Source organism: Stenotrophomonas sp. S49 (assembly GCF_016624905.1).
Lineage (GTDB): Bacteria > Pseudomonadota > Gammaproteobacteria > Xanthomonadales > Xanthomonadaceae > Stenotrophomonas.
Genome location: NZ_JACVUD010000063.1, coordinates 1 through 25,326, shown reverse-complemented (window position 1 = coordinate 25,326; position 25,326 = coordinate 1). Strand labels below are relative to the sequence as shown.

The 25,326-nt window shown below is 68.2% G+C and carries 22 protein-coding genes; 6 read left to right on the top strand and 16 right to left on the bottom strand.

The features are described from left to right. Positions 1-209: 209 nt before the first annotated feature. The 7 genes from IAE58_RS13745 to IAE58_RS13715 all read right to left on the bottom strand — a co-directional run bounded on the left by IAE58_RS13745 (position 210) and on the right by IAE58_RS13715 (position 8,090). Positions 210-1,814, bottom strand: coding sequence for a glucan biosynthesis protein D (locus tag IAE58_RS13745; RefSeq protein ID WP_164275205.1), 1,605 nt, complete (start codon positions 1,812-1,814; stop codon positions 210-212). 48 nt (positions 1,815-1,862) lie between these two features. Next, the gene (locus tag IAE58_RS13740) at positions 1,863-4,328 is read right to left on the bottom strand and encodes a serine/threonine-protein kinase (RefSeq protein WP_199934584.1); all 2,466 of its coding nucleotides are present in this window, start codon (positions 4,326-4,328) and stop codon (positions 1,863-1,865) included. A 22-nt stretch (positions 4,329-4,350) separates the two neighbouring features. Beyond that, the gene (locus IAE58_RS13735) at positions 4,351-4,917 is read right to left on the bottom strand and encodes an ECF-type sigma factor (protein WP_199934583.1); all 567 of its coding nucleotides are present in this window, start codon (positions 4,915-4,917) and stop codon (positions 4,351-4,353) included. 67 nt (positions 4,918-4,984) lie between these two features. Further along, positions 4,985-5,797, bottom strand: a complete 813-nt coding sequence (gene mutM / locus IAE58_RS13730; RefSeq protein WP_199934582.1) for a bifunctional DNA-formamidopyrimidine glycosylase/DNA-(apurinic or apyrimidinic site) lyase — start codon at positions 5,795-5,797, stop codon at positions 4,985-4,987. A gap of 66 nt (positions 5,798-5,863) precedes the next feature. Then, the gene (locus IAE58_RS13725; RefSeq protein ID WP_233615055.1) at positions 5,864-6,514 is read right to left on the bottom strand and encodes a hypothetical protein; all 651 of its coding nucleotides are present in this window, start codon (positions 6,512-6,514) and stop codon (positions 5,864-5,866) included. Positions 6,515-6,558: 44 nt separating this feature from the next. Next, entirely contained in the window at positions 6,559-6,891 is a 333-nt protein-coding gene (locus IAE58_RS13720) for an EF-hand domain-containing protein (RefSeq protein WP_164275199.1), read from the bottom strand. Then, positions 6,888-8,090, bottom strand: coding sequence for a fatty acid desaturase (locus IAE58_RS13715; RefSeq protein ID WP_199934581.1), 1,203 nt, complete (start codon positions 8,088-8,090; stop codon positions 6,888-6,890). Before IAE58_RS13715 ends, IAE58_RS13720 begins: the two co-directional genes overlap by 4 nt. Before the next feature lie 215 nt (positions 8,091-8,305). Here IAE58_RS13715 and IAE58_RS13710 point away from each other — a divergent pair, with 215 nt between their 5' ends. Beyond that, on the top strand, positions 8,306-9,064 hold the full coding sequence (locus tag IAE58_RS13710; protein ID WP_233615000.1) for an ATP-binding cassette domain-containing protein: 759 nt from the start codon (positions 8,306-8,308) through the stop codon (positions 9,062-9,064). Positions 9,065-9,332: 268 nt separating this feature from the next. Here IAE58_RS13710 and IAE58_RS13705 read toward each other — a convergent pair whose 3' ends face one another. Both IAE58_RS13705 and IAE58_RS13700 read right to left on the bottom strand, forming a co-directional pair. After that, a complete protein-coding gene (locus tag IAE58_RS13705) occupies positions 9,333-10,535 on the bottom strand; it encodes a DUF4785 domain-containing protein (protein WP_199934291.1) in 1,203 nt (400 codons plus the stop codon). Positions 10,536-10,546: 11 nt separating this feature from the next. Continuing rightward, on the bottom strand, positions 10,547-11,425 hold the full coding sequence (locus IAE58_RS13700; RefSeq protein ID WP_108755000.1) for a hypothetical protein: 879 nt from the start codon (positions 11,423-11,425) through the stop codon (positions 10,547-10,549). 209 nt (positions 11,426-11,634) lie between these two features. Here IAE58_RS13700 and IAE58_RS13695 point away from each other — a divergent pair, with 209 nt between their 5' ends. After that, entirely contained in the window at positions 11,635-12,474 is an 840-nt protein-coding gene (locus IAE58_RS13695) for a phosphatase PAP2 family protein (protein WP_199934290.1), read from the top strand. Positions 12,475-12,573: 99 nt separating this feature from the next. Here the strand turns inward: IAE58_RS13695 and IAE58_RS13690 are convergent, their stop codons facing one another. Further along, entirely contained in the window at positions 12,574-14,841 is a 2,268-nt protein-coding gene (locus IAE58_RS13690; RefSeq protein ID WP_199934289.1) for a TonB-dependent receptor, read from the bottom strand. Positions 14,842-15,000: 159 nt separating this feature from the next. On the opposite strand from IAE58_RS13690, the gene IAE58_RS13685 reads away from it, so the two are divergent. Both IAE58_RS13685 and IAE58_RS13680 read left to right on the top strand, forming a co-directional pair. Continuing rightward, positions 15,001-16,047, top strand: a complete 1,047-nt coding sequence (locus IAE58_RS13685) for a TIGR00266 family protein (protein WP_199934288.1) — start codon at positions 15,001-15,003, stop codon at positions 16,045-16,047. Between the two features lie 169 nt (positions 16,048-16,216). After that, positions 16,217-17,209: a patatin-like phospholipase family protein gene (locus tag IAE58_RS13680; RefSeq protein ID WP_108754679.1), complete on the top strand. Its 993-nt coding sequence runs from the start codon at positions 16,217-16,219 to the stop codon at positions 17,207-17,209. 67 nt (positions 17,210-17,276) lie between these two features. On the opposite strand, the gene IAE58_RS13675 is transcribed toward IAE58_RS13680, so the two are convergent. The 5 genes from IAE58_RS13675 to IAE58_RS13655 form a co-directional block, all read right to left on the bottom strand. Continuing rightward, the gene (locus tag IAE58_RS13675) at positions 17,277-18,227 is read right to left on the bottom strand and encodes an XVIPCD domain-containing protein (protein WP_199934287.1); all 951 of its coding nucleotides are present in this window, start codon (positions 18,225-18,227) and stop codon (positions 17,277-17,279) included. Positions 18,228-18,245: 18 nt separating this feature from the next. Beyond that, positions 18,246-18,563 (bottom strand): hypothetical protein, encoded by a 318-nt coding sequence (locus IAE58_RS13670; RefSeq protein ID WP_199934286.1) that lies wholly within the window; start codon positions 18,561-18,563, stop codon positions 18,246-18,248. A 73-nt stretch (positions 18,564-18,636) separates the two neighbouring features. Next, positions 18,637-19,491 (bottom strand): hypothetical protein, encoded by an 855-nt coding sequence (locus tag IAE58_RS13665; protein WP_199934285.1) that lies wholly within the window; start codon positions 19,489-19,491, stop codon positions 18,637-18,639. A gap of 127 nt (positions 19,492-19,618) precedes the next feature. After that, a complete protein-coding gene (locus tag IAE58_RS13660; RefSeq protein ID WP_199934284.1) occupies positions 19,619-21,628 on the bottom strand; it encodes a hypothetical protein in 2,010 nt (669 codons plus the stop codon). A gap of 86 nt (positions 21,629-21,714) precedes the next feature. Continuing rightward, positions 21,715-22,197, bottom strand: a complete 483-nt coding sequence (locus IAE58_RS13655) for an Lrp/AsnC family transcriptional regulator (RefSeq protein ID WP_199934283.1) — start codon at positions 22,195-22,197, stop codon at positions 21,715-21,717. A 125-nt stretch (positions 22,198-22,322) separates the two neighbouring features. On the opposite strand from IAE58_RS13655, the gene phhA reads away from it, so the two are divergent. Further along, positions 22,323-23,216, top strand: coding sequence for a phenylalanine 4-monooxygenase (gene phhA, locus IAE58_RS13650; RefSeq protein ID WP_199934282.1), 894 nt, complete (start codon positions 22,323-22,325; stop codon positions 23,214-23,216). 9 nt (positions 23,217-23,225) lie between these two features. Here phhA and IAE58_RS13645 read toward each other — a convergent pair whose 3' ends face one another. Continuing rightward, complete coding sequence (locus IAE58_RS13645) at positions 23,226-24,428, bottom strand: Fic/DOC family N-terminal domain-containing protein (RefSeq protein ID WP_199934281.1); 1,203 nt, start codon at positions 24,426-24,428, stop codon at positions 23,226-23,228. Between the two features lie 135 nt (positions 24,429-24,563). On the opposite strand from IAE58_RS13645, the gene IAE58_RS13640 reads away from it, so the two are divergent. Next, positions 24,564-25,223: a DUF4375 domain-containing protein gene (locus tag IAE58_RS13640; protein WP_199934280.1), complete on the top strand. Its 660-nt coding sequence runs from the start codon at positions 24,564-24,566 to the stop codon at positions 25,221-25,223. Positions 25,224-25,326 lie beyond the last annotated feature (103 nt).

Below are 25,326 nucleotides of genomic sequence, written 5' to 3'. Positions count from 1 at the left end.
CCCCCCCCCCCCCCCCCCCCCCCCCCCCCCCCCCCCGCCTCTGACAGGTTCCTGCGGCTGTTGGTAGGTGTCGACCAAGGTCGACACCTACCAGAGCAGTGCGCTGTTCCGACAGATCGCGGCAGTCCGCCATCCCACGAAATGCACGCGCTTGACGTTGACGTTGATTGAAGCAGGTGCAGGGCTGCAAGCCCTGCAAACCAGCCCCCTCAGTACAGCGTGCGCTCGGGCGCGCCGGCCGGCGGCGGGGTGTACTGGTACAGCCAGGTCTCGGTCAGGGTCTTGCCGCCGCTGCGCAGGTACAGGCGGATGTCGATCTGCTCGCTGCTGCCCTCCGGCGGCACCAGGTCGAACATCGCCCGATACCCCTTGATCTCGCGCAGCGGGCGCGCCGAAACAATCTCGACCCGGCCCCGACTGGTTTCCACCACCGCTTCCACGTCGGCCTTGTCGATCAGACCGGCCAGTTCGCCGCCTTCGAAATCCACCGCGAAGCGCCAGCTGAAGTACTCGCGCTTCTTGCCGATGATGCCGCCCAGGCCGGTACGGCTGGCCACGCAGTGCGCCAGCGGCGGGCGCGCCGGCGGTTCGGCGCCCCAGTACAGGCGGTAGCCGATCAGCAGTTCCTGCCCGGCCTGCGGCTTTTCCTTCGGGTTCCAGAACGCGACGATGTTGTCGAAGGTTTCATCCACGGTGGGAATTTCCACCAGCTGCACCGAACCTTCGCCCCATTCGCCCTTCGGCTCCACCCACAGGCACGGGCGCTTCTCGTAGAACACGCCGTCATCCTGGTAATGGTCGAAGTTGCGGTCGCGCTGCAGCAGGCCGAAGCCGCGCGGGTTACGGTCCACGAACATGTTGAAGCGCAGGTTGCGCGGGTTCAGCAGCGGCCGCCAGATCCATTCGCCCGCCCCGGTCCACAGTGACAGGCCGTCGGTATCGTGGATTTCCGGGCGCCAGTCCCAGCCCATGCGGCGGTCGTTCTCGCCCACCTGGTACATGCTGGTGCAGGGCGCAATGCCCAGCCGCTCGATCGCCTTGCGCGGGTACAGGGCGCTGTCGATGTCCATCAGCAGCACGTCGCCGTTGGTGATGGCAAAGCGGTAGGCGCCGGTCACGCTGGGCGAATCCAGCAGGCCATACACCACCAGGGTGTTGGAATCGGCCGCCGGCTGTTCCAGGTAGTAGGCGATGAAATCGGGGAATTCTTCCGGCTTGCCCATGCCGGTGTCGATGGCCAGGCCACGCGCGGACTGCCCGTACTGGCCTTCCTTGCCGACGGCGCGGAAGTAGCTGGCACCGAGGAAGGCGGCGAAATCGCGGTCGGTGTCGGTGCGGGTGTTCAGGCGGAAACCGGCGAACCCCAGATCGGCGGGCAGTTCACCGTTCTTGATGCCGCTCTTTCCGTAGTTGAACGCCGCGCCGTCGTAGGCTAGTTCCTGTGCCTTGCCATCCACCACGTCGAACATGCGCACCGGCGAATGGAAGTACAGGCCCAGGTGGAAGAACTTGGCCTGGAACCGGCCCGGCTGGTCGGCCCACAGCGCGTGGTCCTGGCGGTAGCCGATCGACTGGTACTGGTCCCAGTCCAGCCCTTCCAGCCGGCCCGGCAGCACGCGCTTGTGGCTCTTGTAGGGGGCCTGGGCCAAGGCACGGGCCTGGCCCTTCAGGGTGGCGAAATCGAACGGCTGCGGCTGGCCCAGGCGACGCAGGCCCAGCTGGCCGCTCTTGCCGGCCGCACAGGCAGGCAGGGCAGGCAGGCCGAACGCAGCCAGGGCAAGGGAGGCATTGCGGAGGAAATCGCGACGTTGCATGCAGGCGCGGGAGCAAGGGAAAGGTCGGCCATCATAGGCAGACAAACGTTAACGGGCAGCGGAGGTGGCCGGCTGCGGTTCAGTCTGCGCCAGCGCGGCGATGCGGGCCTCCAGCCCGCGCAGGCCCGGCGCCTGCGGGCCGCGCTGGGCCAGCAGCAGCTGCCGTGCTTCGGCCAGCACCTCGCGCGCCTGTGCGGGCTGACCGGCCTGCTGCAGCGCCTGCCCCTGCGCCAGCAGCGCCTGTGGCAGCAACGCGGTGTGGTCGGGCTGTCGCCACAGCGTGGCCGCGCGCGCGTAGTGGCCCGCCGCGGTAGCCGCATCGCCACTGGCGCTGGCCCACTGGCCCAGGGCGAGTTCACCGTGGCCGATCTCGCGATGGCTCGGCCCCAGCGCGGTCAGCAACTGTGCCTGCACGGTCCGCAGCTCCTCGCCGGCCAGGGCCCGTTCGCCCCGCTGCAGCGCCAGCAGCGCGCGCGCCCGGCGCACCACCAGCGCCTCCGGGTGGCGCGGACCCCAGGCCTCCTGGGCGGCTGTCCAGGCCAGTTCAAGCTCGCTGGCGGCGGCAGCCGCCTGCCCCTGCCGCGCCAGCACATCGCCCAGCTGGCGGTGCAGGCTGATCACCTGCGGGCTGCTGGCATCGCTGGGCTGCTGCAGCAGCGCCAAGGCCTGGCGGTAGCCGGCCAGCGCCGCCGGCAGGTCCCCCGCGGCGGCGTCCAGACCGGCCAGGTCGGCCAGCGATTCGGCACGCCCGAAGCGCTCGCCAATGCCCTGGTGGCGCAGTGCCAGGGCCTGCGTGAAGGATCGCCGTGCCGCCTCGGCATCGCCCAGTTCGGCCTGGCAGCGGCCCAGCTGGCTGTGGAATTCGGCCACCGACGCCGGCAGGGCACTGGCTTCGGTGGCGGCCAGGGACTGCAGCGGCTGCAGATGGGCCAGGCATTCGCGGTCGCGGCCCAGCATGCGCAGCGCGCGCCCGCGCTGGGTCACCGCCTCCAGCTGCAGCGCGGGCGGCACATCGTCCACCCGCTGCAGCAGTTGGCGCTGCCGATCCAGTGTCTGCAGGGCCAACTGGTAGTCGCCCAGGCCGATCCGCAGCCGCCCGATCACGCCCTCCAGCTCGGCCAGTGCCAGCGGCTGGTCGGCCAGCTCCGCTTCGCCACGCTGCTGCCCGGCAGCCAGCAGTTGTGGCACGTCGAAATGCCCGTGGCGCTGGCTGGCCGCCTTGTCGAACAGGCCCACGGTGAAATCCTGCATGGCCTGCGCGCGGGCCATTTCCAGCCGCGCCTGCCGCGCCTGCCACAACGCCATGGACGTGGTGCCCAGCAAGCCCAGCACGGCCACCGACGCCAGCGCCACGCCCCACCGGTGCCGGCCCACGTATTTGCGCACGCGGTAGCCCACGCCGGGCGGACGTGCCTGGATCGGCTGCCCCTGCAGGAAGCGCCGCAGGTCACCGGCCATCGCCTCGGCCGAGGCATAGCGCTGGTCGGGGTCTTTCTGCAGGGCCTTTTCCAGCACGACATCCAGATCGCCGCGCAGGCGCCGGGCCTGCCGCTGCAGCGCGCGACGCGGCGCGCCGGGCTGGTCGGCCAGCCGCTGCAGCAGCACCGAGGCGCGTGGCGCCTGCACGTCCAGGATCGAACGTTCCCATTCGGCATCACTGTGCCGGCGCAGCCGGTAGGGCTTGTGCCCGGTCACCACTTCGAACAGCACCACGCCCAGGGAATAGACGTCGGTAAGCGTGCTGACCAGTTCACCGCGCACCTGCTCCGGGGCCGCGTAGTGCAGGGTGAACGCGCGGATCTCGGTGGCCGGGTGCGGGCTGCTGGTGTCGTCGTGGTCCAGCAGTTTGGCAATGCCGAAGTCCAGCAGCTTCACCGTGCCATCGTCGCGCACCAGGATGTTGGACGGCTTCAGGTCGCGGTGCACCACCAGGTTGGCGTGGGCATGGCTGACCACCGCGCAGACCTGCAGCATCAACTGCAGCCGGGCTTCCAGCGGCGGCTGCACCCTGCGGCAGTAGTCGCTGATCGGCTCGCCTTCCACGTAGTCCAGCGCCAGGTAGGGCTGTCCGTGCAGATCCACGCCGGCATCCAGCAGCTGCGCCAGGTGCGGGTGCTGCAACCGGGCCAGGATCTGCCGCTCGCGGCCGAAGCGCTGGCGCAGGCCGGGATCGGCCACGCCACTGCGCAGCAGCTTCAGCGCCACCTGGCGCTGGTACAGGCCATCGCAGCGCTCGGCCAGCCAGACCTCGCCCATGCCACCTTCGCCCAGCGGGCGCAGCAGCCGGTACGGTCCCACTTCGCTGCCGGCGCGGCCCGGTGGCGGCGCCGTCCACAGCGGCTGGGCCATGAAATCCTGGCTGTCCGGTTCCTGCTGCAGCAGCCGCTGCAGTTCGTGGCCCAGCGCCGGATCATGCTCGGTCAGGCGCTGCAGGCGCCGCTGCCGCGCCTCCGGGTCCAGCTCCAGCAACTGGTCCAGCCAGGATGAAAGTTCCTGCCAGCGTGCGCTGTCCATCGGCCGGGCCGTGTCGCTGTGCTCAGTCTTCGCGCATGGCGGCCAGCAGGAACAGGCGCGCCTTCTGCCAGTCGCGGCGGATGCTGCGTTCGGAACGCTGGCTCAGTTCGGCAATCTCCTGTTCGGACAGCCCGGCGAAGTAACGCAGTTCCACCACCCGGCCCAGGTGCGCGTCCACCGCCTGCAGGCGTTCCAGGGCCACGTCCAGGGCCAGCAGGTCTTCGTCCAGGCGCACGCCACTGCTGCTGTTCTCGGGAATCTCGGCCACCCGTTTCAGGTCGCCGCCGCGCTTGCGGGCCAGGCGGTTGCGCGCGTAGTCCACCACCACGCTGCGCATGGACGATGCCGCGTAGGCGAAGAAGTGCGCGCGATCTTCGAAGCGGGCGGCGCCGCGGCTGCCCAGCAGTTTCAGGTACGACTCGTGCACCAGCGACGTGGCATCCAGGGTGCGCCCCTGCTGGCCGGCCAACTGGCGCCGGGCCATGGTGTGCAGTTCCTGGTAGAGCGTGGTCAGCACGCGGTCCAGCGCGGTGCGATCACCGCCACGCGCAGCGTCCAGCCATACGGTGATGTCCGGTCCCTCATCCATCGCCAACGTTCCCCCGCCGGATGTTGGCTGGACTATAGCGCTGCCGGTGTGCAGCGCATGAAGACGTTCAGCGCTGGCAGCGGCTGCACCAGACGCTGGCGCGCTGGCCGATCATGGCGTGCTTCAACGGGCGCCCGCACTGCGGGCACGGCAGGCCATCGCGGCCGTATACCAGCAGTTCCTGCTCGAAGTAACCGGGAGCGCCGTCGGGGCTGATGAAATCGCGCAGGGTGGTGCCGCCACGGGTGATCGCATAGCCCAGCGTGTCCTTCACTTCGCGCGCCAGCCGCTGGTAGCGCGCGCGGGAGACCTTGCCGGCCTCGCGCAATGGGCTGATGCCGGCCTTGAACAGGCTTTCGGCGGCGTAGATGTTGCCCACCCCCACTACAACGGCCTGGTCCATCAGGAAGGTCTTCACCGGCGCGCTGCGGCCGCGGCTGCGTTCGAACAGATAGTCGCCGTCGAAGATCTCGTCCAGGGGCTCCGGGCCCAGGCCCTGCAGCAGCGGATGCACTTCACCGGCCGGCTGCCACAGCAGGCTGCCGAAGCGGCGCGGGTCGTTGAAGCGCAGCAGGCAGCCATTGTCCAGGCTGATATCGACGTGGTCGTGCGTGCGCAGCGGCGTGTCGCCGGGCAACACGCGCAGACTGCCGGACATGCCCAGGTGCAGTACGGCGCTGCCCACGGCGGTATCCAGCAGCAGGTACTTGGCACGGCGCCGTACGCTGTCGATGCGCTGCCCCGGCAACTGCTCGGCCACGTCCGGCGGGATGGGCCAGCGCAGGTCGGCGCGGCGCAGGATCACACCGTGCACGCGGCGGCCTTCCAGATGCGGCGCCAGGCCACGGCGGGTGGTTTCGACTTCGGGCAGTTCAGGCATGCGCTGATTCTACGCCGGGCCATGCGAAGCCGTAGGGCATGGCCCGGCGCTACCGGACAAGGCGCCCTACGCGCCCGCGGCGGGCGCTTCGACCAGGAAGGCACCTTCCACCAATGCACCCCGCCCACCCAGCCGCCAGAACGCCAGATAGGGCCCGAAATCGACCGCGGCCGGGGCCAGTGGCTGGGCGATGTACCAGCCCAAGTAGAGATCGGAGGCAAGGTGGTACAGCGCCTCGTCCAGTGCGTTCATCTGCGGGGTGTCGAGCGTGCGCGCCCGGCGCACTTCATCGCAGATGACATCGTGCAGGTAGGCCGCTGGTCCCGAGCCGCTCCAGGCCGACTGCAGACGGTCAGCGGGGGCTTCGACCACCGGAACAGCACGCAGCGTGGCCTGCAGCGCGGGCTCGCCGGCAGCACCGGCCACCCGGGCCAGCTCGTCCAGCCAGGCGCGCGCGGCGCGGGCCAGCGCCTGCGCATCGCCCACGTGGGCCGGCTGCAGGTACAGGTGGTCGCCCCAGTGACCGGCACCGAGCACGTCCAGCGCGCGCGCACGCAGTTCATCGGCATGCGGAAAGGTGGCGAACACCGCGTCCAGCGTGTCCGGCCCGGTCACGCCCTGCAGCAGGCCGGAGAAATACCAGTCCTCCTGCTCGCTGTGTCCGGCACAGAATGCCGTCCACTCCTGCATCAGTTCATCGTCGATGTGGTCATCCATGGTGAGGTTTTCCCTTGCAGCGGTGCGGCCGTCATGATCGCCGATCAGCGCGGCGGGGCGGACAGTTCACGCGCGTCCAGATAGCCATCGCGGTTGGCATCCTGTTTGTGGAAGCGCTGGATAAGGGTCTGCCGCTGCTGCTCGCGGGTGATCGGCCGGCCCTTGCCGCCCGGCAGCTCGTCGGCCGTCAGTACGCCATCGCCGTTGCGGTCCATGCGGTCGAAGGCGTACAGCATCCATTGCACGTACTCCGCTTCGCTCACGCGGCCGTCGCCATCGCTGTCCATGCGCTGCAGGTAGGTGGCGGTGTCGCTCACCTGGGCCTGCGCGCACAGCGGCACCAGCACGGCCAACAATGCTCCTGCAATGCGCTTCATGCGCCCACCAAGGTGTAGCCCTTCAGGCGCGCGGCGTAGGCCTGCAGTGCGGCGATGCCGCTTTCTTCGGCTTCGCGGCACCAGGCCTGCAGCTGGCGCAGGCGCTCGGCCGCGTCGTGGCCGCGGGCTTCCAGCAGCGTGGCCAGGCGCGCGCGGAACTCGACCAGCACACCGATGCGCGGACGCTGCGCGACCCAGGCGCGCAACTGCGCGCGACTGTCCGGGTGCAGCCAGCGGCCGTCGTTCACCAGACCGCGGCGCAGCCGGCGCGGCAGCAGACGGCGCAGCTTCGCCCCGGCGTGGGCGGCCTCTTCGCGCAGTGCCGGCACGAAGACGTTGCGCTGGTAGTCGGTCATGGCCTGGAAACGGTGCGACAGCAATGCCTTCAGAGTGTCCGCATCGGGCACGGCAATGTTCGGGCGCACATCCATGGCCGGCGCCACGCGCAGCACCGTGGCCAGGCGCAATGCCTGCAGCAGGCGGATCGCGCTCCAGCCGATATCGAATTCCCAGCGCCGCATCGCAAAGCGCGCCGAACTGGGGAAGGCATGGTGGTTGTTGTGCAATTCTTCACCGCCGATCCAGAACGCCCACGGCGTCAGGTTGGTGGAGGTATCGGCCGATTCATAGTTGCGGTAGCCCCACCAGTGGCCCAGGCCGTTGACCACGCCGGCCGCCCAGAACGGAATCCAGGCCATCTGGATGGCCCACAGCGCCACGCCCGGCAGGCCGAACAAGGCCGCGTTGATGGCCAGCATCAGCACCGGGCCCAGGTTGGCGCGCGGCGTATACAGGTGGCGCTCGATGGCGTCGTCCGGAGTGCCGCGGCCGTACTGTTCGATGTCCGCGCGCTGGCCGCGGGCCTGCCGGTACAGTTCCACGCCGTGCCAGAACACCTGGCCGATGCCACGGGTGACCGGGCTGTGCGGGTCGTCTTCGGTTTCCACCTTGGCGTGGTGCTTGCGGTGGATGGCCACCCATTCGCGGGTGATCATCGAGGTGGTCAGCCACAGCCAGAAACGGAACAGGTGGGCCAGCACCGGGTGGAAATCCACGCCGCGGTGGGCCTGGCTGCGATGCAGGTACAGGGTGACCGAGAAGATGGTCAGCTGGGTGAAGACCAGCAGCATCAGCAGCAGCTCCCACCACGTCGGGCCAAGCAGGCCGTGGGCCAGCAGGGAGATCAGGGCATCGGGCATGGCGGCTCTCCAGATCGACGCGGGGATGGCAGACATGATGGGCGCTTGCGTTGCAAACTGCACCCTGCGACGGTGATCGGCACCGTCATTCCGTGGCACCGTTCACACGTTGGGGAACCCCGTTGTCGAGTCCTGAACCACGCACCCACGCCCCGTCGCCGGCCGGCGCCGGCGACGCCCTGCCGCCCCTGATCGAACTGGACCACGCCAGCGTGATGCGTGGCCAGGTGAAGGTGCTGCACGCGCTCAGCCTGCGCATCGCCCAGGGCCAGCACACCGCGCTGCTGGGACCCAACGGCTGTGGCAAATCCACCTTCATCAAGCTGATTACCCGCGAACTGTATCCGCTGGCCCAGGCCGATGGCCGGGTGGCGGTGAAGGTGCTGGGGCAGAACCGCTGGCAGGTGGACCGGTTGCGCTCGCAGCTGGGCATCGTCACTGGCGATCTGAGCAGCAACCTGTCCGACATGCCCGGGCTGACCGTGGAACAGGCGGTGCTGTCGGGCTTCTTCGCCAGCTATGTGGTGCCGGCGTTCCGTGAAGTGACCGCCGACATGCGCGAGCGGGTGGGCCAGACCCTGGCCATGACCGGTGCGCTGGGCCTGCGCGAACGCGCGTATGCCGAGCTGTCGGCCGGCGAGACCCGCCGCGTGCTGATCGCCCGTGCGCTGGTGAACCGGCCGCAGGCGCTGCTGCTGGATGAACCGTCCACCGGGCTGGACGTGGTGGCGCGGCAGCAGTTGATCGCCACCATGCGCGCCCTGGCCCAGCAGGGCATCACCCTGGTGCTGGTGACTCACCATATCGAAGAGGTGATTCCCGAGATCGAGCGGGTGGTGCTGCTGCGCGATGGCCGCGTGCTGGCCGATGGCCCGCGCGATGAACTGCTGCGTGATGAGCCGCTGTCGGCGGTGTTCGGCGGTGCGATCCACGTGGTGGAACACGAAGGCCGATTGAGCGCGTACGCGGGGTGAACCACCGGGTCGAAGCGCACGTGAGACGGATGACGGATGACGGATGACGGATGACGGATGACGGATGACGGTAGAGTCGACTGTCAGTCGACTGCTCTTCGTGCGCCCCCCGAAAATCCCGCGCTGCGCGCGTTAGTCGACTGACAGTCGACTCTACCCCCGAGATCGATCCCCATCGCGCGGTTCCCCCGTGATAGATCCCCATCGCGATGTTGCCTCGCCCTTACGCGGTTGCAGCGGGCCGGGTTTACCGGCCCGCTGCTGTTGCTCAGAACCGCAGCGCCTGCGCGCGCGATTCGATCGGTGCCATCCGGCTCTGGTCCTGCAGCTGCAGCTCACGCAGTTCATACGGCGCACCGAAGCCGGCAGGCAGCGGTGCCTGGTCGAACGGCAGCACCAGTGCGCCCTGCCCGGCGCCGTCGAACCACGCTGCGGCATGCGCCTGCGCGACCGGCTTCAACTGGCCGTCGGCGCCGGTGGCGTACAGCGTGCCGCGCGCCTCGTAACGACCGGCGGCCGCCACCTGCAGCGGCAGGCTGACCCGGCGGCTGGCGGTATCCGGGCTGGCCTGGCCGCTGAACCGCGCGGTGGGCTGGGCCACGGCAAAGGCCACCTTGCCATCGCGCAGTACGCCGTCTGCCTGGGCGAACACCTGCAGTTCCCACAGCCCCTGCACGGTGCTGGCCTGGGCGGGAATGCGCACCTGCGCACGCAGGCTGCCGTCGCTGGTGCGCAGCAGCCGCTGCGGCCAACTGCGGCCATCGGGCGCCACCAGCAATGCCTCGCCGCCCAGGCTGCCGCGCCGTGCCGCCAGCTGGTTGGCGTTGGCACCGTCTTCCAGCAGGCGCGCCTGCAGCTGCACGCTGCCACCGGCCAGCACCTGCGCCTGGCTGGCCTGCACTTCCAGGCGCACCGGGCTGTTGGGTTCAAGCACCTGCACCACGTAGCGCCCCTGCGCCTGCGCGCTCTGAAGGCGGTAGGCGCCCACCGCGCTGCTGGCACCGGTGCGCAGCATGCTGCTGCCATCGCTCACCGCCATGCCGGCGTCCTGCAGCTGGCGTGCATCGACACTGCGGGCCACGCTGGTACGGCCGGCGGCATCACGCACCTGCAGTGCGTCGGCGGGCAGCGCGCGTGCGCCGGCACCGGGACTGACCTGGATCACCGCGTCCGGGGCGGTCAGCGGCAGGTCCAGGCCGCGCTGCAGCTCGGCCGCGTCGACTTGTTGCCAATAGCTGCGGCTGACGGCGGCATACGCGCCCGGTGCCTGCAACGGCTGCGCCGGGTCCAGCGCCCAGGCGAAGGCCAGCGGCACGCGCTCGCTGTCTTCGGCGGGCAGGGGCGCGGCCACCAGCGCGGCGGGCACCTGGTCGGTGCCCAGGGCGGCACGCAGCGGTTGTGCGGCCAGGGCGGGCCCGGCGGCAAGTGCGGTCAGCACGGCAGCGGCCAGGAAGGTGGAATGGATCTTCATGGTCGTCTCCCTCACTGGGTCAGGTCGTTGCGCAGGATGGTGCCCAGGCCGAAGCATTCGCGCCGGCTCTGGTTGTGGCTCAGCGGCTCGGCCCCCTGGGTGCGCGCCTTGTCGGTGAACAGCAGGCTGCCGGCCGCCTTCTGGCTGCTGCATTCCAGGAAACCATCGGAACAGGACGACAACCAGTTCTGGGTGAATTCCAGGCCGACATTGGCCGCGTAGCCGCCGCAGTAGCTGTTGCTGTCCCAGACTGCCGATTCGACATCGCTGCCGACCACCGCGCGGAACGGCTTGGGCAGCGCCGGGCGGCCGGCAGTGCCATACAGGTTCTGCGCGTTGTAGGTGGCCATGTGGCCGACCTGCTGCATGCGCACGGCATCGTTCTTGTAGCCCAGCAGCCAGCCCAGCGATGTTTCGAACGTATTGCCGTTGAGCACCGCATCGGCCAGCGGCGTGCCGGCTGACGACGGGGCCAGTGCGGTGACCTTGCGGGTACGGCTGATGATCTTCGGGTAGCGGCTGTCGTAGGTGGGGTTGGACAGGATCCAGCGCATCACGTTGCCGCCGTTGGAATGGGTGATGACCACCAGCTGGGTGATGCCGCGGCTGTCGATGAAGCCGGTGAGCTGGCTGGCCAGGCAGCCGGCCGCTTCGGGCTTCCACATGTACTGGGTGAAATCGCAGTTGATGACCACGTAGTTGCTGCTGTTCGGCAGCCCCTGGCGCACGGTATCGATGATCGCCGGCTGCCAGTAATCCTGGGTGGCGTTGGTCTGTGCGCCGGTGCCATGCACGAAGGCCACGCCGTAGACGTCGGCGGCCTGTGCCGGTGCGGCGGCCAGGCCCACCAGCAGGGCCAGGACGGTACTTCCTGTTGCGGTGCTGCGCATCGCATCTCTCCCTTGTCAGCAGATCCCCCCGGCCCGGCTGTGGGCAGATGCTGGTGCTGAAGGCATGTGAAAGTCCGTGCGCTGTGACCGGAATCAAGACATTGGCGACAGGCCGACCGTGCCGGGTCTGGCCGTATGACCGATGGGCGCTGCGGCACCCGGCGGCGGCTGCGATCATGGCGCCTGTGTTCACAGCCCCGAGTCTGCCCATGTCCCTGCTCGCCCGCCCTGCCCGCCCGTTGCTGGGTCTTGCCATCGCCATGACCCTGGCCAGCTGCGCCGCCACCGCCAGCAAGCCCACCGCGGTGGAGGCCAACGTGACCACCAGGGCAGTGGGCTACCTGGATGCGACGGCGGTACCGGCCAGCCTGCTGCTGGTGCCTGCCCCGCCTGCGGCCGGTTCGGCCGGCTTCGCGCTGGACGAACAGGTCAGCCGTGAAGCCCGCGCCCTGCGCGGCACGCCGCGCTTCGCCCAGGCCACGCGTGACGCCGAACTGGGCTTCCCGGAAGGCGCCAACCAGTTCTCGTGCGCGATCGACGTAGACGTGGATGCAGTGAAGACGCCTGCGCTGTATCGCCTGCTGGAGCGCAGCCGGATCGATGCCAGTGCGGCCACCAAGGCGGCCAAGAACCACTACCAGCGCCCGCGCCCGTTCATGGTCAATGGCGAACCCACCTGCACGCCCGACGATGAGGCCGGGCTGCGCAAGAACGGTTCATACCCCTCCGGCCACACCTCGATCGGCTGGGCCTGGGCGCTGATTCTTTCCGAGATCGCCCCGGACCGCGCCGACGCCATCCAGGCCCGTGGCCGCAACTACGGGGAAAGCCGCCTGGTGTGCAACGTGCATTGGCAGAGCGACATCCTGGAAGGCCGCTTCATGGGTGCCGCCGCCGTTGCGCGCCTGCACGACAATGCGGCGTTCCAGCAGGACCTGCTGGCGGCACGCAGGGAAATTGCTGCTGCGCGCAAGGCGGGGCAGCACTCGGCCCGTGACTGTGCGGCAGAAGAAACGGTGTTGAAGGTGCGCCCGCAGAGCGCGCTGTAAGGCACGTCTCCGTAGAGCCGAGCATGGCTCGACTCTACAGAAAGCAGAAGGGCCGGCATTTCGCCGGCCCTTCTTCATTGCATCACGCAGTCAACCGCCTCAGAACTTCGCGGTGAATTCCATGCCGAACGTACGCGGCTCGTTGAGGAAGCCGGTGAGGTTGTTGAAGTCGATCGCACCGACCACGCGGGTCTGGTTGGTCAGGTTGCGGCCGAACACGGCCACGTCGTACTGGCCGTAATCCCAGTTGTAGCCCACGCGCAGGCCACCTTCCAGCGAGCTGCGGCTGCGGAACTCCGGCGACTCGTACAGGAAGAAGTTCACCGGGCTCTTGTACGCCCAGTCGGTGTAGACGTAGATCTCGCTGGCATCGCTCACCGGGAAGCCGGCACGCAGGGTCAGGTTGTGGATCCACTTCGGCGCCTGCGGCAGCGGGTTGCCGTTCACCAGCGCGTAGGTGCCACCATTGATGACGGTGGTCGGGTCGGTGATGGTGCAGCCGCCGCCGCAGATCGCCACCGCCAGATCGCGGTCCTTGATCTCGGTGTCGTTGTAGCTGCTGCCCAGGGTCATCAGCACGTGGTCGGTCAGGTAGGCCTCGAAGTCCAGCTCGAAGCCCTGGCCGATGGTCTTGTCGGCGTTGAGCAGGGTGGCGGTGTTGTTGCTGCCACCCACCGCGATCAGCTGCTGGCCGTCCACGTTGTAGCGGAACACGTTGAAGCCCAGGCGTGCGCGACGGTCGAACAGGTCGGCCTTGATGCCGGCCTCATACGAGATCACCTTTTCCGAATCGGCCTGGGTGACGCCGCCGAAGGCCAGGCGGCCCTGGATGGACGGTGCGCGGAAGCCCTTGGCCACGCGCGCATAGGCGTTGATGTTGTCGGTGATCTGGTAGACACCGCTCAGGTCCCAGCTGACATCGTCCACATCGCTGTTGGCCAGGTACGGGCCGCTGACCGGCGTACCACCCGGCACGGCCTGCAGCACGCTGGCGGTGAAGTCCTTCTTGTCCTGGGTATAACGCACGCCGGCACGCAGCTTGAAGCGATCGGTCACGTCCAGGTCGCCCGAGGCGAACGCGGCCCAGGCCTTGTTGCGCTGGCTCTGCACGGCGTGGCCGGTCTGCGGGTTGCCCGGGGTCAGCGAGTCGTAGTTGAAGCTGTCGATGGTGACGTCTTCATCGAAGTAGAACACGCCGGCCTGCCAGTCGAAGCGACCCCACTCGTTGGATTCGACGCGGAATTCCTGGGTCCACTGGCGGTGGTGCGGCAGGCCGTCGGCCGATTCGGACGGGAACGGAATGAAGCCCGGGCCGTAGTTGCCGGCACCCAGGAACGAGGCGCCGTAGCCGCCGTCCACGTCGCCGTGGTTCAGCGATTCGGCGGTTTCATAGCCGGTGATCGAATGCAGGGTGACCCGGCCCAGGTCCCACTTGATGCGCGCGCTGCCGCCCCAGGTTTCCAGGTTGGAGAAGTTCAGGCCGTCGGTGGACACCTTGTCGCGGTCGAAGTTCTCGACCAGTGCGTTGCTGCCCGGCTGGATGATGTTGGCGCGGAACAGGCGCGCGGTGCCGTTGAGCTTGCGCTTGTGCAGGTTGAACAGCGCTTCCACGTCGTCGCCTTCGTACAGGAACTGCACGCGGCCGGCGGCTTCGTCATAGCCTTCGAAGCCCGAGCTGGGCGCGTTGGCGATGGTGTTGTCGACGTAGTTGTCGCGGCGCTGGTACAGCGCGGACACGCGGGCCGACCAGCGGCTGGTCAGCGGGCCGCCATAGGCGCCCTGCACGTTCCAGGTGTCATAGCTGCCGTAGGACACCTTCACGTAGCCGTCGGCGTCCTGCGAGGGACGGGCCGAATCGAACTTCACCACGCCGGCCGGGGTGTTGCGGCCGAACAGGGTGCCCTGCGGGCCGCGCAGCACTTCCACGCCGGCCAGGTCGAACAGCGGGAAGCCCTTCAGCAGCGGGCTTTCCTGTACCACGTCGTCGTACACCAGCGACACCGGCTGCGAGGCATTGAGGTCGAAATCGGTGTTGCCCAGGCCGCGGATGTAGAAGCGCGGGAAGGCACGGCCGTAGGACGATTCGATGTTCAGGCTGGGCACGCGTGCGGACAGGAAGCGGATGTCATCGCCGGCCGAGCCGAGCACATCCAGCTTTTCGCCCTGGATGGCGGTGATCGCCACCGGCACGTCCTTGGCATTTTCCACGCGCCGCTGCGCGGTCACCTGCAGGGCGTCGAGGGCAACCGGGTCCTTGGCGGCAGGGGTTTCCTGGGCGGCTGCTACCAGCGGCAACAGGGCGGAAAGAGCGGCAACGAGGGGGCGCGCGACCGGAAGGCGGCCACGGGAAGTGCGGGTCGGAGACATGGCGGTAGGCTGTGTTTGGAGGGGTGGTAAAACGGCGCTACCAGATAATTGTTGCAATACAGCACCCGCGCCGCAAATGCCGATCGTTCATGGCCCTGCCATTCGCCCCCGTGTGCTGCGGCTAGACTCGTGGTTTGTTCCCGCAATGGAGCTGCAGCAATGACCCAGTGGTACTTCCATGCCGCCGGCCAGGCCGAGCGTGTCGGCCCGCTTGATGACGAGGCTGCGCGCGCCCATGCGCAGGCGTATCCACACGCGCTGGCCTGGTGCCAGGGCATGTCCGGGTGGACACCGGTGTCCGACGTTGCCGCGCTGCGCCAGCCGGTCGCGCCTACGCCGCCACCGGAAGCACCACCGCAGCCAGCGGCGCATCGCAGCGTGGTATCGCCGGTTAGTAACAGCGGCGGCCACGGCGACCCGATCGATTTCCGCATCGTGGGCCATGAGATGCAGTTCGTGGAAATCGGCCTGGACCCGGGCGAGAGCGCGATTGCCGAAGCCGGCGCGCTGATGTTCAAGGACGCCTCGGTGCAGATGGACACCGTGTTCGGCGACGGTTCGCAGGCCAGCAGCGGCTTCATGGGCAAGGTGATGGCCGCCGGCCGCCGGGTGGTCACCGGCGAAAGCCTGTTCGCCACGGTCTATACCCAGACCGGCAACGGCCGCGGCACCGTGGCCTTCGCCGCGCCCTACCCCGGCACCGTGCTGCCGATGAAGCTGGACCAGCATGGCGGCCGCCTGATCTGCCAGAAGGACAGCTTTTTGGCCGGCGCCCGCGGGGTACAGATCGGCGTGCAGTTCCAGCGCCGGATCATGACCGGCCTGTTCGGCGGCGAGGGCTTCATCATGCAGAAGCTGGAAGGCGACGGCTGGGTGTTCATCCATGCCGGCGGCTGCGTGGTCGAGCGTGAGCTGGCTGCCGGCGAGCGCCTGGACGTGGATACCGGCTGCGTGGTGGCCTACCACCCCACGGTGGACATGGACGTGCGCCGGGTCAGCGGCATCAAGAGCATGCTGTTCGGTGGCGAGGGCGTGTTCCTGGCCACCCTCACCGGGCCGGGCAAGGTCTGGCTGCAGTCGCTGCCGTTCTCGCGCCTGGCCGGGCGCATGTGGATGGCCGCGCCGCAGGGCGGTGGCAAGAACCGCGGCGAAGGCTCGGTGCTGGGTGGGCTGGGCCGCATGCTGGACGGCGACAACCGCTTCTGACCTTCCACGGTAGCGCCGGGCCACGCCCGGCGAGCGCAGCGGCGACGGTAACGGCAACGGCACCGCCAGCTGAACCATCGGCCGGGCATCGCCCGGCGCTACCCACGTAAATTGCAGCTTCGGTATGCTGGCGCCCTTTCCTGAACCCGCGCCCCGTGCGCCGCTGCCGATGACCGTGTTCCGCCCCCGCGTGCTGCTCTCCGTCGCCCTGCTCGGCCTGCTGGCCGGTTGCGGTGGCGAAGAGGTGCGGCCCACCCCGCCCCCGCCGCCGACCGTGGTGCCGCAGGCCAAGCCGGTGAAGATCGGCATCGCCCTGGGCGGCGGCGCGGCCAAGGGCTTTGCCCATATCGGCGTGATCAAGATGCTGGAAGCCAACGGATTCGAGCCGGTAGTGGTGTCCGGCACCAGCGCCGGCAGCGTGGTCGGTGCGTTGTATGCCAGTGGCATGGACGCCTTCCAGATGCAGAGCAAGGCGGTGGCGCTGGACGAAGCCAGCATCCGCGACGTGCGCCTGTTCTCCGGCGGCCTGGTGCAGGGCCAGAAGCTGCAGGACTACGTCAACGAACAGGTGGCCAACCGCCCCGCCGAGAAGTTGAAGAAGCCCTTCGCTGCCGTCGCCACCCAGCTGGAAACCGGCGAGCGTTCGATCTTCGTGCGCGGCAATGTCGGCCAGGCGGTGCGCGCGTCCAGCAGCATTCCCGGCGTGTTCGAGCCGGTGAAGATCGGCGGCCGCAACTACATCGACGGCGGCGTGGTCAGCCCGGTGCCGGTGGACGCCGCGCGCCAGCTCGGCGCCGAGTTCGTGATCGCCGTGGATATTTCCAGCAAGGCCAGCGGCAAGGCGCCGACCGGCATGCTGGGCATCGTCAACCAGTCGATCGCGATCATGGGCCAGCGCCTGGGCGAGCAGGAACTGGCCCGCGCCGACATCGTGATCCGCCCGAAGGTGCTGGATATCGGCGCGGCCGATTTCAGCCAGCGCGGCACCGCCATTCTGGAAGGTGAGAAGGCGGCCATGGCGGCCATGCCGCAGATCCGCGCCAAGCTGCAGCAGATGCAGAAGGCACGCGGCGCGGCGCTGGCACCGACCCCGGTCGTGGCACCCAAGTGCGAAGAACCGTCGCGCCTGGGCAAGCTGATGGGCCGCAAGGAAAAGTGCTGAGCTGACGGGACCGGTGGGCGTGGCACGCAGGCCGCGCCTACCGCCTACGAAGATGCGCCGGGGCCGGTCAGGCCATGACCGGCGCGCTGCGGGCCTGCTGCAGCTGCTGATCCTGCTCACGCTGCAGCGCCTGTTCCTGCGCCTGCCGCTGATCGTTCACCGCCAACTGCTGGAAGGACTGCTCCACCGAAGTCGCCAGCGCCTGTGCGACCGGCATCTGCGCGCGCAGATGCGCCGGGTCGGCCGGGTCGCCCTGCACCACGAACAGGTTCGGCCCTTCCTGCCCGGCGGCCGCCCCGCGTCCCATCAGCACGTGGTCCACCCGCTGCAGGTCGGCACCGGCCGCCAGCGTGGTGAGGTTGGCGCTGACGCACTCGCTCTGCGCATCCCACGGCTTGCCCAGCCCCGCCTCGAGATCGCGCACGCCCGCCGCGCACTGCTGGTAGAGCGCGTGACGCGCATGCCCGGGCTCGCGCGGATCGATACCGGCGCTCTGCCGTTCCGGCTGCATCTGCAGCGGGGTGGCATCACTCAGCACGAACGGGCTGGCCATGAGCGGCCGATCCTTGTTCTCATCGTCCGCATGGAACTGCCCGCGCAGGGTCTCGCGCAACTGGCGCACATCGCGTGCATCGTCCAGATACCGCAGCGTGGCCAGATCGGTCTCGCGCACGCTGTCCACGGGCACCGAACCGATGGGCAGCGGCAGCACCGGGGCATTCACCGGCACCGAGACTTCGCGGCGCCACTGTCCCTGGGCATCGTCGTGCACGTACATTGCACCGTGGTAGGCAATCCGATCCGGGTCGAGATTGGACACCGGCTGCAGGCCATGCGGTCCACGTGCCTCGGCCATGTTCTTCAGATAGCTGGCAGGATCGTCGATCAGGTTCCGGTACTTGCCGAGCACCAGGTTCGTTGTCTCGGCCGCGCGATCCAGGCCGCGATTGTTGTTGTCCAGCAGCATGGTCCAGACGGCTTCGGCTTCTGGATCGCCGCCATGCGCGCGGGCGGCCATCAGCAGCGTGTAGGGCGTTCAGGCAGAGGGATCGATACCGCGTGCCTTGAAAGCATCATCATGCGCTTTCTGGACATCCTTCACTGGCAGATTCAGCGCCAGCTCCGGTCTTCCCGCATCGAACTGCGCTGCGCGCAGCGCGAAATCGCGCCGGATCAGATCGACGCGGAATTCCTGCCACTGACCTTCGTTGAAATGCACCCCATCGGCGCGCGCTTGCCGGTCGGCAAAGCTGTTCGCCGTGGCACCGGGGTTGTTGTCGTTGCGCACGACACCAAGGGCCAGCAGGCCATAGCCATCATTGCCCTGCTTCTGCGCGAGGTAATTGAAGTACAACTCGCGATTGCCCGCCTCTGCGTATGCCTCGAGAATATCGAGTCCTGTCTGCTCAGTCCGTGCTTTCCAGTATTCACTTGCGCTCCTTCGTGATGTTGTCAATCAGCAACGCGCGCGCGCGCGTTGCGATCTGCTTCCATTGCGGCAGCCCCTCGCGGGGATACGTGATGTCAACGATGGTGTTCAGTTCTTCGATGACGAACGTCTGCTGGCATTCGGCGAATCCAATAACGCGCTTCTTCACCATCTTTCCATCACGGTACTCCACGCCCGACTCGGTGATCTCGCGCGGTGTACAGCGAACCAGCTGGTCGACGCGTCCCACGTCGTCCCGCGATACGTACCAGTCGTAGTGATAGTCCGGCTTCATGACCGGTGCTGTTTCGGGCAATCCTCTCGCGCGGTGGTAAGCACGCACGTTGTCCATGTCTACGTAGTAGGGAACCAAGCCATGGACCGCGTCACCCTGGACGCGCCCTTCCAGTGATGCCGCCGGATCATCGCTCCGGCCTGACCGGGGGGTGTATCTGCGCTGCATCACGTCCCAGACGTCGGCCCGGCCGATGTACATGTAACTGAGACTTACCGTGCGGATGGATACATCGACCGTGAGGTTCATCCGCTCGCCGGGCTCGAAGGGCTGCAGCGACGGGTATTCCAGCGCCAGCGAGAAGCTGCCATCGTGCTCGGTGCCCATCTGGTTGCTGAAGTAGTTCTGCGGCAGCTCCAGCAGGTACGGGCCCACGCAGGCCTGCTTGATGGGAGCAGGATCGGCGTAAGCGTTCTGCGGACCCAGGCTGCGCTTGCCCGTGCAGCCTTCCTCGTTGGTCTGCGTCGGCGACATATTGCGCGGCGTTTCAGCCTGCGCGCACGCCCCCAGCAGCAGCGTGATCAACAGGCCAGCCACGAGCAACTTCAGCAGATGCATTGCAATCCTTGCGGCAAGACACGGCCCAGCATACGTCGCGCCATGAAGGTGCGGCGTGGTCATTGCCCGGTTGTGCGGCCCCGGTCACGGCGCGGACCACCGTACCAGTGGCCCATCCGCGCAGGAATCAGCGCATGGGCCGGTAGCCGCTGGCGTGCTGCCGCTCGCGCTTGCGCGCCTGCCGGGCCTGTTCCTGCAGAGCGGCCGTGTGCTGCAGGTGTTCCATGCCATCGGCAGGCACATGCAGCTGGCGCCGCGCGCGGGTCATGGCCAGATAGGCCGCGCGCACCGGGTTGTGCCAGATGCGACTGCCCTGCCCTGCACTGAAGCAGCTGGGCGACAGTGCAACCACGTCGAACTGCAGGTTCTTCGCATGTTCGGCCAGGCACAGCACCACGCCGCCATCACTGGCCGCTTCCTGCGCGTCCAGCACCTGCAGCAGTGCCTGCACCTGTTCGTTGGATGCCAGCAGTTCCACCAGTGCGCCCTGCCCGTCGTCGGCCAGGGCCGCCAGCACGCGCTGCCACTCCTGGCTGGACCCGTTGTCGCCGCGCCGACGCCAGGCGTCCAGGGGGCGCTGCAGTTGGGTGCGCAGCGCGCGCAGTGACGCCGGGTGCAGGTAGGGGCTGAGGCCACGCAGCTGCAGCTGGGCCGCATCCTGGGCCAGAGGGGCCGCGCTGCCGTGGATGCGCAGGCCGGCGATCGGCACCTGTGTCCAGTCGCGGTACTGCAGCACGCCGGTGGCACGGTCGGTGGCGCCGACGAAGGGCCCGCTGTCCTGACCCAGCCCGTCCAGCGCCAGGGTCTGGTTCACCAGGTCGTCCACCTGGTTGCCCTGCCGCACCGACTGGTGCATTTCCAGCACCTTCGATGCAGCCCAGCGCGGCACGGTGCCGGTCAGGCACTGGTGCGGGTCGCCCAGGCTGACCACGCCCGGCGCGTGGGTGGACAGCAGCTGCTTCCACGACGGGCTGAGATCGTGTGCCTCGTCGATCAGCAGCATGCCCAGCTCCAACGGTGGACGCACCCCGCGCAGGGCCAGCCACTTGCCGATGTGCAGCGGGCTCAGGCTCAGCAACGTGCCACGCTGCAGCTCGGCGTCGAACATGCAGCGCCAGACATATTCGGCCGCCTGCAGATAGGGCCCCACGTCGAGCATGGCCGCCGGCACGGAGCGGTCGAAATGCTGGAAGGCCATGCGCGGCGCCGCCGAGGCACACCAGCGGTTGATCGCCTCGAAGGCCGTCATCAGCACCTGTTCCGGCGTACGCGCGCCGATACCCTGCAGGCCGATGCGCCCGGCAATCTCGCGCGGGGTGCGCGTACTGCGCCGATAGCTGGCCACGAAGCCGTTGCTCAGGCCACTGCGCGCGGCGTGCTGGGCCAGGCGGTTGGCGAATTCGATCTGGGTCATCAGGCGCGCTGCGGTACTGCCCGGCACGCGACTGCGGAACGCTTCCACCTGCGCGCGTGACGGCGCCACGTAGGTGTAGCGGCCAGGGCGCGCATCCATCAGGGCCAGCACCAGATGGCCCTTGCCGGTACCGGCGTAGCCGTCCAGATCGATCAATTCATCGGGATTGGCCGCGATGGCACGCAGCACGCGCGCCTGCTCGCTGGTGTACAGGCCGTGGTGTTCGACCGCGCGCGCGTCTTCGGCGTCGGCCTCGTCCTGTGCAGCATTGTCATCATCGACATCGCTGGCGAAGGTGGCAGGAAAGCGGATGGCATGCTCGGCCAGCGTCTGCTGGCAGGCCTGTTGCAGGGCCAGGCCCGGATAGGCGCGGGGCGACTGCACGATGAAGTCCTGCAGGATCTCCGCCGGGGCCAGCAACACACCGTGCGCGGCCAGTGCGGACAGCCAGGCATCCAGTTCCGGCTGCGCGCCGCCGCCCTGCCCCGCCAGCTGCGCGGCTGCGGCGGCACCGTCGGCGGCGAACAGCGTGCAGGCATCGTGCAGCAGCCGCTCGATCTCCGCCGGTGCGTGCAGGCGTGTGCGGCACAGCTGCGCGGCCATCAGCCCGGCCTGTTCCAGCGCGGTCTGCGGCGGCGTGCCGTGGGCGATGAAGCGCGCCAGCGATTTGCGCTGCAGCGGCAGGAAGGTGGTGGCAAGCACCGGGGGCTGGATATCGGACATGCCTGTTACCGGAAAGGAACGCTGCGGCGGGCGCAGGGCGGTGATGCTCGGCTACCCGCCCGGCGCCGTCAAATCGCAGCGGCCGTTCACTCCAGCTGCGACAGCGGCAGTGCCTGGAACCCCTTGACCGTGCGCAGCACGAAGCTGGAATTGGCATCGGCCACGCCGCCGGCGTTCAGCAGCTTGTCCAGCAGGAAGCGCGAGAAATGTTCCAGGTCGCGCACGTAGACGTGCAGCAGGTAGTCCATGTCACCGGTCAGGGCATGGCAGGCCACCACTTCATCCCAGCCCTGCACGCTGTCCACGAAATGGCCGATGGCGCCCTGGTCGTGCTTTTCCAGCTGCACCCGCACGAAGGCCTGCAGGCCCAGGCGCAGCTGGCGTGGCTCCAGCCGTGCGCCATAGCCCACGATCACGCCCTCGCTTTCCAGCCGCTGCAGGCGGCGCAGGCAGGCAGACGGGGACAGGTTCACCCGCGCCGCAAGCTCGGCGTTGGTGGCGCGACCATCACGCTGGATCTCGGCCAACAGGCGTATATCCGTGCGATCGAACTGGACTTCTCCGGCCATTGCTGCCCCGCAACACGGTGAGTACGCAAGGATATTGCGCCACAAGGCCTATTCGGCGCAACTTTTGCAACCCTGTTGCGCGCGCCCTGCCCTAGCATCACCGGTATCCCATCAAGGAGTGCCCCATGGACCTCGCCCAGCCCCGCCGCGTCGAACACCAGCAGACCGACAAGGGCTACGTGCCGGTGTACACCACCGCGCTGGTCGAGCAGCCGTGGGAAACCTACAGCGCCGACGACCACGCCACCTGGAGCACGCTGTACCAGCGCCAGCGCGAGCTGCTGGTCGGCCGCGCCTGCCAGGAATTCCTGGACGCACAGGACGAGATGGGCATGAGCGCGCACATGATTCCGCGCTTCGACCAGTTGAACGAAGTGCTGGGCGCGGCCACCGGCTGGACGCTGGTGGGCGTGGAAGGCCTGCTGCCGGAACTGGATTTCTTCGACCACCTGGCCAACCGCCGTTTCCCGGTCACCTGGTGGATCCGCCGCCCGGACCAGATCGACTACATCGCCGAACCGGACCTGTTCCACGACCTGTTCGGCCATGTGCCGCTGCTGATGAACCCGGTGTTCGCCGACTACATGGAAGCCTACGGCCGGGGCGGCGTGAAGGCCCACGCGATCGGCCCCGACGCGCTGCAGAACCTCACCCGGCTGTACTGGTACACCGTGGAGTTCGGCCTGATCGACACGCCCGAGGGCCTGCGCATCTACGGCGCCGGCATCGTGTCGTCCAAGGGCGAATCGCTGTACTCACTGGAATCGGCCGCGCCCAACCGCATCGGCTTCGACCTGCAGCGGATCATGCGCACCCGCTACCGCATCGACACGTTCCAGAAGACCTACTTCGTCATCGACAGTTTCGAACAGTTGATGCAGGCGACCTCGCCCGACTTCACCCCGATCTACGCCGCACTGGCCGACCAGGCCCACCTGCCGGCGGGTGATGTGCAGGCCGACGACCGCGTGTTCCAGGCGGGCACCGGTGAGGGCTGGGCGGACGGTGGGGATGTGTGAGGCGAGGGCTCAGCGCAGGCGATCAGGAAGTGCCGTTGGCAATTGATTGAGTCGTTGCAGGACCGCGTGCGCGTGATAGGTGCGCCCCCAGCGACGATCACTGCCGAGGACGAGGATGCCTTCTGCCTCAAGCGCGTAGATCCCTGTCAGGGCTGAGCGATCAGACACCCCCAACAAGGCAGCCACCTGGCCTGCCGTCACCACCGGGTGGCCGATCAGCAACGGCGGAAGCCTGCGCGCCACCGAGTCGCGACGATAGCCTTGGAGTTCAATCTCCCACGCTGCGGTGAGCCGGGACATGTCATCGGCGATGGAAATCGCGTCGTGCGCAGACTCGACCACGGCCTGGCTCAGCATATCCATCCATGGCCCCCACTCACCGCGAATCTGCACCTGGTTGAGCGCGTCGTAGTAGGCGCTTTTGTTGCGCAACAAGGCGCCTGACAGATAGAGCGGCGGATGGCCTTCGGCGGCGAGGATCAACGGCAGCAGCAGCCTTCCCGTACGTCCATTGCCGTCCTTGTAGGGATGGATGGTTTCAAACTGGGCGTGGGCAATCGCGAGCTGCGCGATGATGTTGAGTTCGAACTGCTCCTCCTCGGCGGGCTCGTACTTCAACATGGCGCGCTCGAGTTCACGCATCGCCGCGTCGATGAGGTCGGGCGGCGAAGGAACGAAACGGGCATCCTCGGGTCGTCCCCCCAGCGGACCGATGGTGGCCTGCTCCTGGCGGTACCGTCCCTTGGGAAAATCGTCCGGGGCATCCTGCATCAACACCGCGTGGAGCTGATTGACCAGGTCGAGATCGAGCGCCTCGCGACCGCTGGCACGCACGGCATCAAGGCCCTCTTGCAGTGCCTGCACGTAGCGCTCGGTCACCACGACATCGGCAGGCAGACCATCCAGGCCGAGCGTGGCCTCAAACACCAGCAGTTCGTCCAGGTTGGTCTGGGTGCCCTCGATCTGGGAGCTCTGGACGGCTTCGCGTCGCGCGAGCGTCCGGGTCACCATGTCAGGGGCTGGCCATTGCCGCATCGCCTGATCCAGACGGTCCAGCGACGCATTTGCAGCGATGAGGCGCTGCCGCGAGCCCGTATGCCCTTCAGGCAACCGACGAGGCGTCGGAGGAGGCGTCATGGCCAGCAGATTGGGCCGACCTTCCACGGGAACGAGGTAGGCCTGCAACGGCCCTGCAATGTCTGCGCGACGCATCGGAAATCTCCGCTGGGATCACCCCTATCCTTCAAAAGCCTCCCACGCTTTTGAAGTTTATGCAACTAAACTTCAAAAGTGTTGGGGTGTTTTGAAGTTTCCGGGTACGCCGACGGCGCCGCTATCCTGCACAGCATGACTGATGCATTCGCTTCGCTGCGCGTAACCGACGTCGCCTTCAACGACGACTTCATCCTGCTGACCCTGGCCGATGGCCGCCGCACCCGCCAGCCACTGCGCTGGGCGCCCGCGCTGTTCGAAGCCACGGCCGAACAGCGCGCGCACTGGGTTGCCACCGCCAACGGCCTGGGCGTGAACTGGCCCGCGTTGCTGCCGCCGCGCGAGGACGGCGTGGTCGATATTCCCAACCAGGTCTGGGACGACCGCTACGAGGCGGCGCTGGCGCGACTGAAGGCAGCGGCGTGGAAGCTGGATGCACTGTCGGATGAAGACCAGCAGCTGGTGGCGCTGTGGCGCATGGAAGCGGACATCAACAACGGCGGCTTCATGCAGTTCCTGTGCAACTGGGGCGACCCGACCTGCCAGCTGGCGCTGCGTGCGCTGCAGGCGATGGGCGCGGTGCAGACCCACGCGATCCTGGCCGGCATGCGCGGGCTGCTGGACCGGCTGGAGGACGACCCGGCGATCAAACAGCTGCACGACCTGTACGGCGCGATGACCGAGGACGAGCAGGCCGCCCTGCACGCCTTCGACGAAGCCTATTTCGAGCGGCCGGAAGACCTGGCGCGGCTGGGGCTGAAGCATTTCGGCCCGGAGCCAGTTGAACAACGATGAACCAGCCCCCCGTAGAGTCGAGCTTGCTCGACTGACATGGAAGAGCAGTGGGGGGGGGGGGGGGGGGGGGGGGGGGGGGCGCGCCGGCGGGGGGGGGCGGGGG

Coding starts and splice junctions, on each gene's coding strand:
- IAE58_RS13725 (WP_233615055.1), bottom strand. CDS start 6,514: ATGGATGACCACATCGACGATGAACTGATGCAGGAGTGGACGGCATTC.
- IAE58_RS13735 (WP_199934583.1), bottom strand. CDS start 4,917: ATGGATGAGGGACCGGACATCACCGTATGGCTGGACGCTGCGCGTGGC.
- IAE58_RS13675 (WP_199934287.1), bottom strand. CDS start 18,227: ATGGCCGCCCGCGCGCATGGCGGCGATCCAGAAGCCGAAGCCGTCTGG.
- IAE58_RS13690 (WP_199934289.1), bottom strand. CDS start 14,841: ATGTCTCCGACCCGCACTTCCCGTGGCCGCCTTCCGGTCGCGCGCCCC.
- IAE58_RS13720 (WP_164275199.1), bottom strand. CDS start 6,891: ATGAAGCGCATTGCAGGAGCATTGTTGGCCGTGCTGGTGCCGCTGTGC.
- IAE58_RS13680 (WP_108754679.1), top strand. CDS start 16,217: ATGACCGTGTTCCGCCCCCGCGTGCTGCTCTCCGTCGCCCTGCTCGGC.
- IAE58_RS13715 (WP_199934581.1), bottom strand. CDS start 8,090: ATGCCCGATGCCCTGATCTCCCTGCTGGCCCACGGCCTGCTTGGCCCG.
- IAE58_RS13740 (WP_199934584.1), bottom strand. CDS start 4,328: ATGGACAGCGCACGCTGGCAGGAACTTTCATCCTGGCTGGACCAGTTG.
- IAE58_RS13640 (WP_199934280.1), top strand. CDS start 24,564: ATGACTGATGCATTCGCTTCGCTGCGCGTAACCGACGTCGCCTTCAAC.
- IAE58_RS13655 (WP_199934283.1), bottom strand. CDS start 22,197: ATGGCCGGAGAAGTCCAGTTCGATCGCACGGATATACGCCTGTTGGCC.
- IAE58_RS13700 (WP_108755000.1), bottom strand. CDS start 11,425: ATGCGCAGCACCGCAACAGGAAGTACCGTCCTGGCCCTGCTGGTGGGC.
- IAE58_RS13710 (WP_233615000.1), top strand. CDS start 8,306: ATGCGTGGCCAGGTGAAGGTGCTGCACGCGCTCAGCCTGCGCATCGCC.
- phhA (WP_199934282.1), top strand. CDS start 22,323: ATGGACCTCGCCCAGCCCCGCCGCGTCGAACACCAGCAGACCGACAAG.
- IAE58_RS13665 (WP_199934285.1), bottom strand. CDS start 19,491: ATGCATCTGCTGAAGTTGCTCGTGGCTGGCCTGTTGATCACGCTGCTG.
- IAE58_RS13705 (WP_199934291.1), bottom strand. CDS start 10,535: ATGAAGATCCATTCCACCTTCCTGGCCGCTGCCGTGCTGACCGCACTT.
- IAE58_RS13745 (WP_164275205.1), bottom strand. CDS start 1,814: ATGCAACGTCGCGATTTCCTCCGCAATGCCTCCCTTGCCCTGGCTGCG.
- IAE58_RS13645 (WP_199934281.1), bottom strand. CDS start 24,428: ATGCGTCGCGCAGACATTGCAGGGCCGTTGCAGGCCTACCTCGTTCCC.
- mutM (WP_199934582.1), bottom strand. CDS start 5,797: ATGCCTGAACTGCCCGAAGTCGAAACCACCCGCCGTGGCCTGGCGCCG.
- IAE58_RS13685 (WP_199934288.1), top strand. CDS start 15,001: ATGACCCAGTGGTACTTCCATGCCGCCGGCCAGGCCGAGCGTGTCGGC.
- IAE58_RS13695 (WP_199934290.1), top strand. CDS start 11,635: ATGTCCCTGCTCGCCCGCCCTGCCCGCCCGTTGCTGGGTCTTGCCATC.
- IAE58_RS13660 (WP_199934284.1), bottom strand. CDS start 21,628: ATGTCCGATATCCAGCCCCCGGTGCTTGCCACCACCTTCCTGCCGCTG.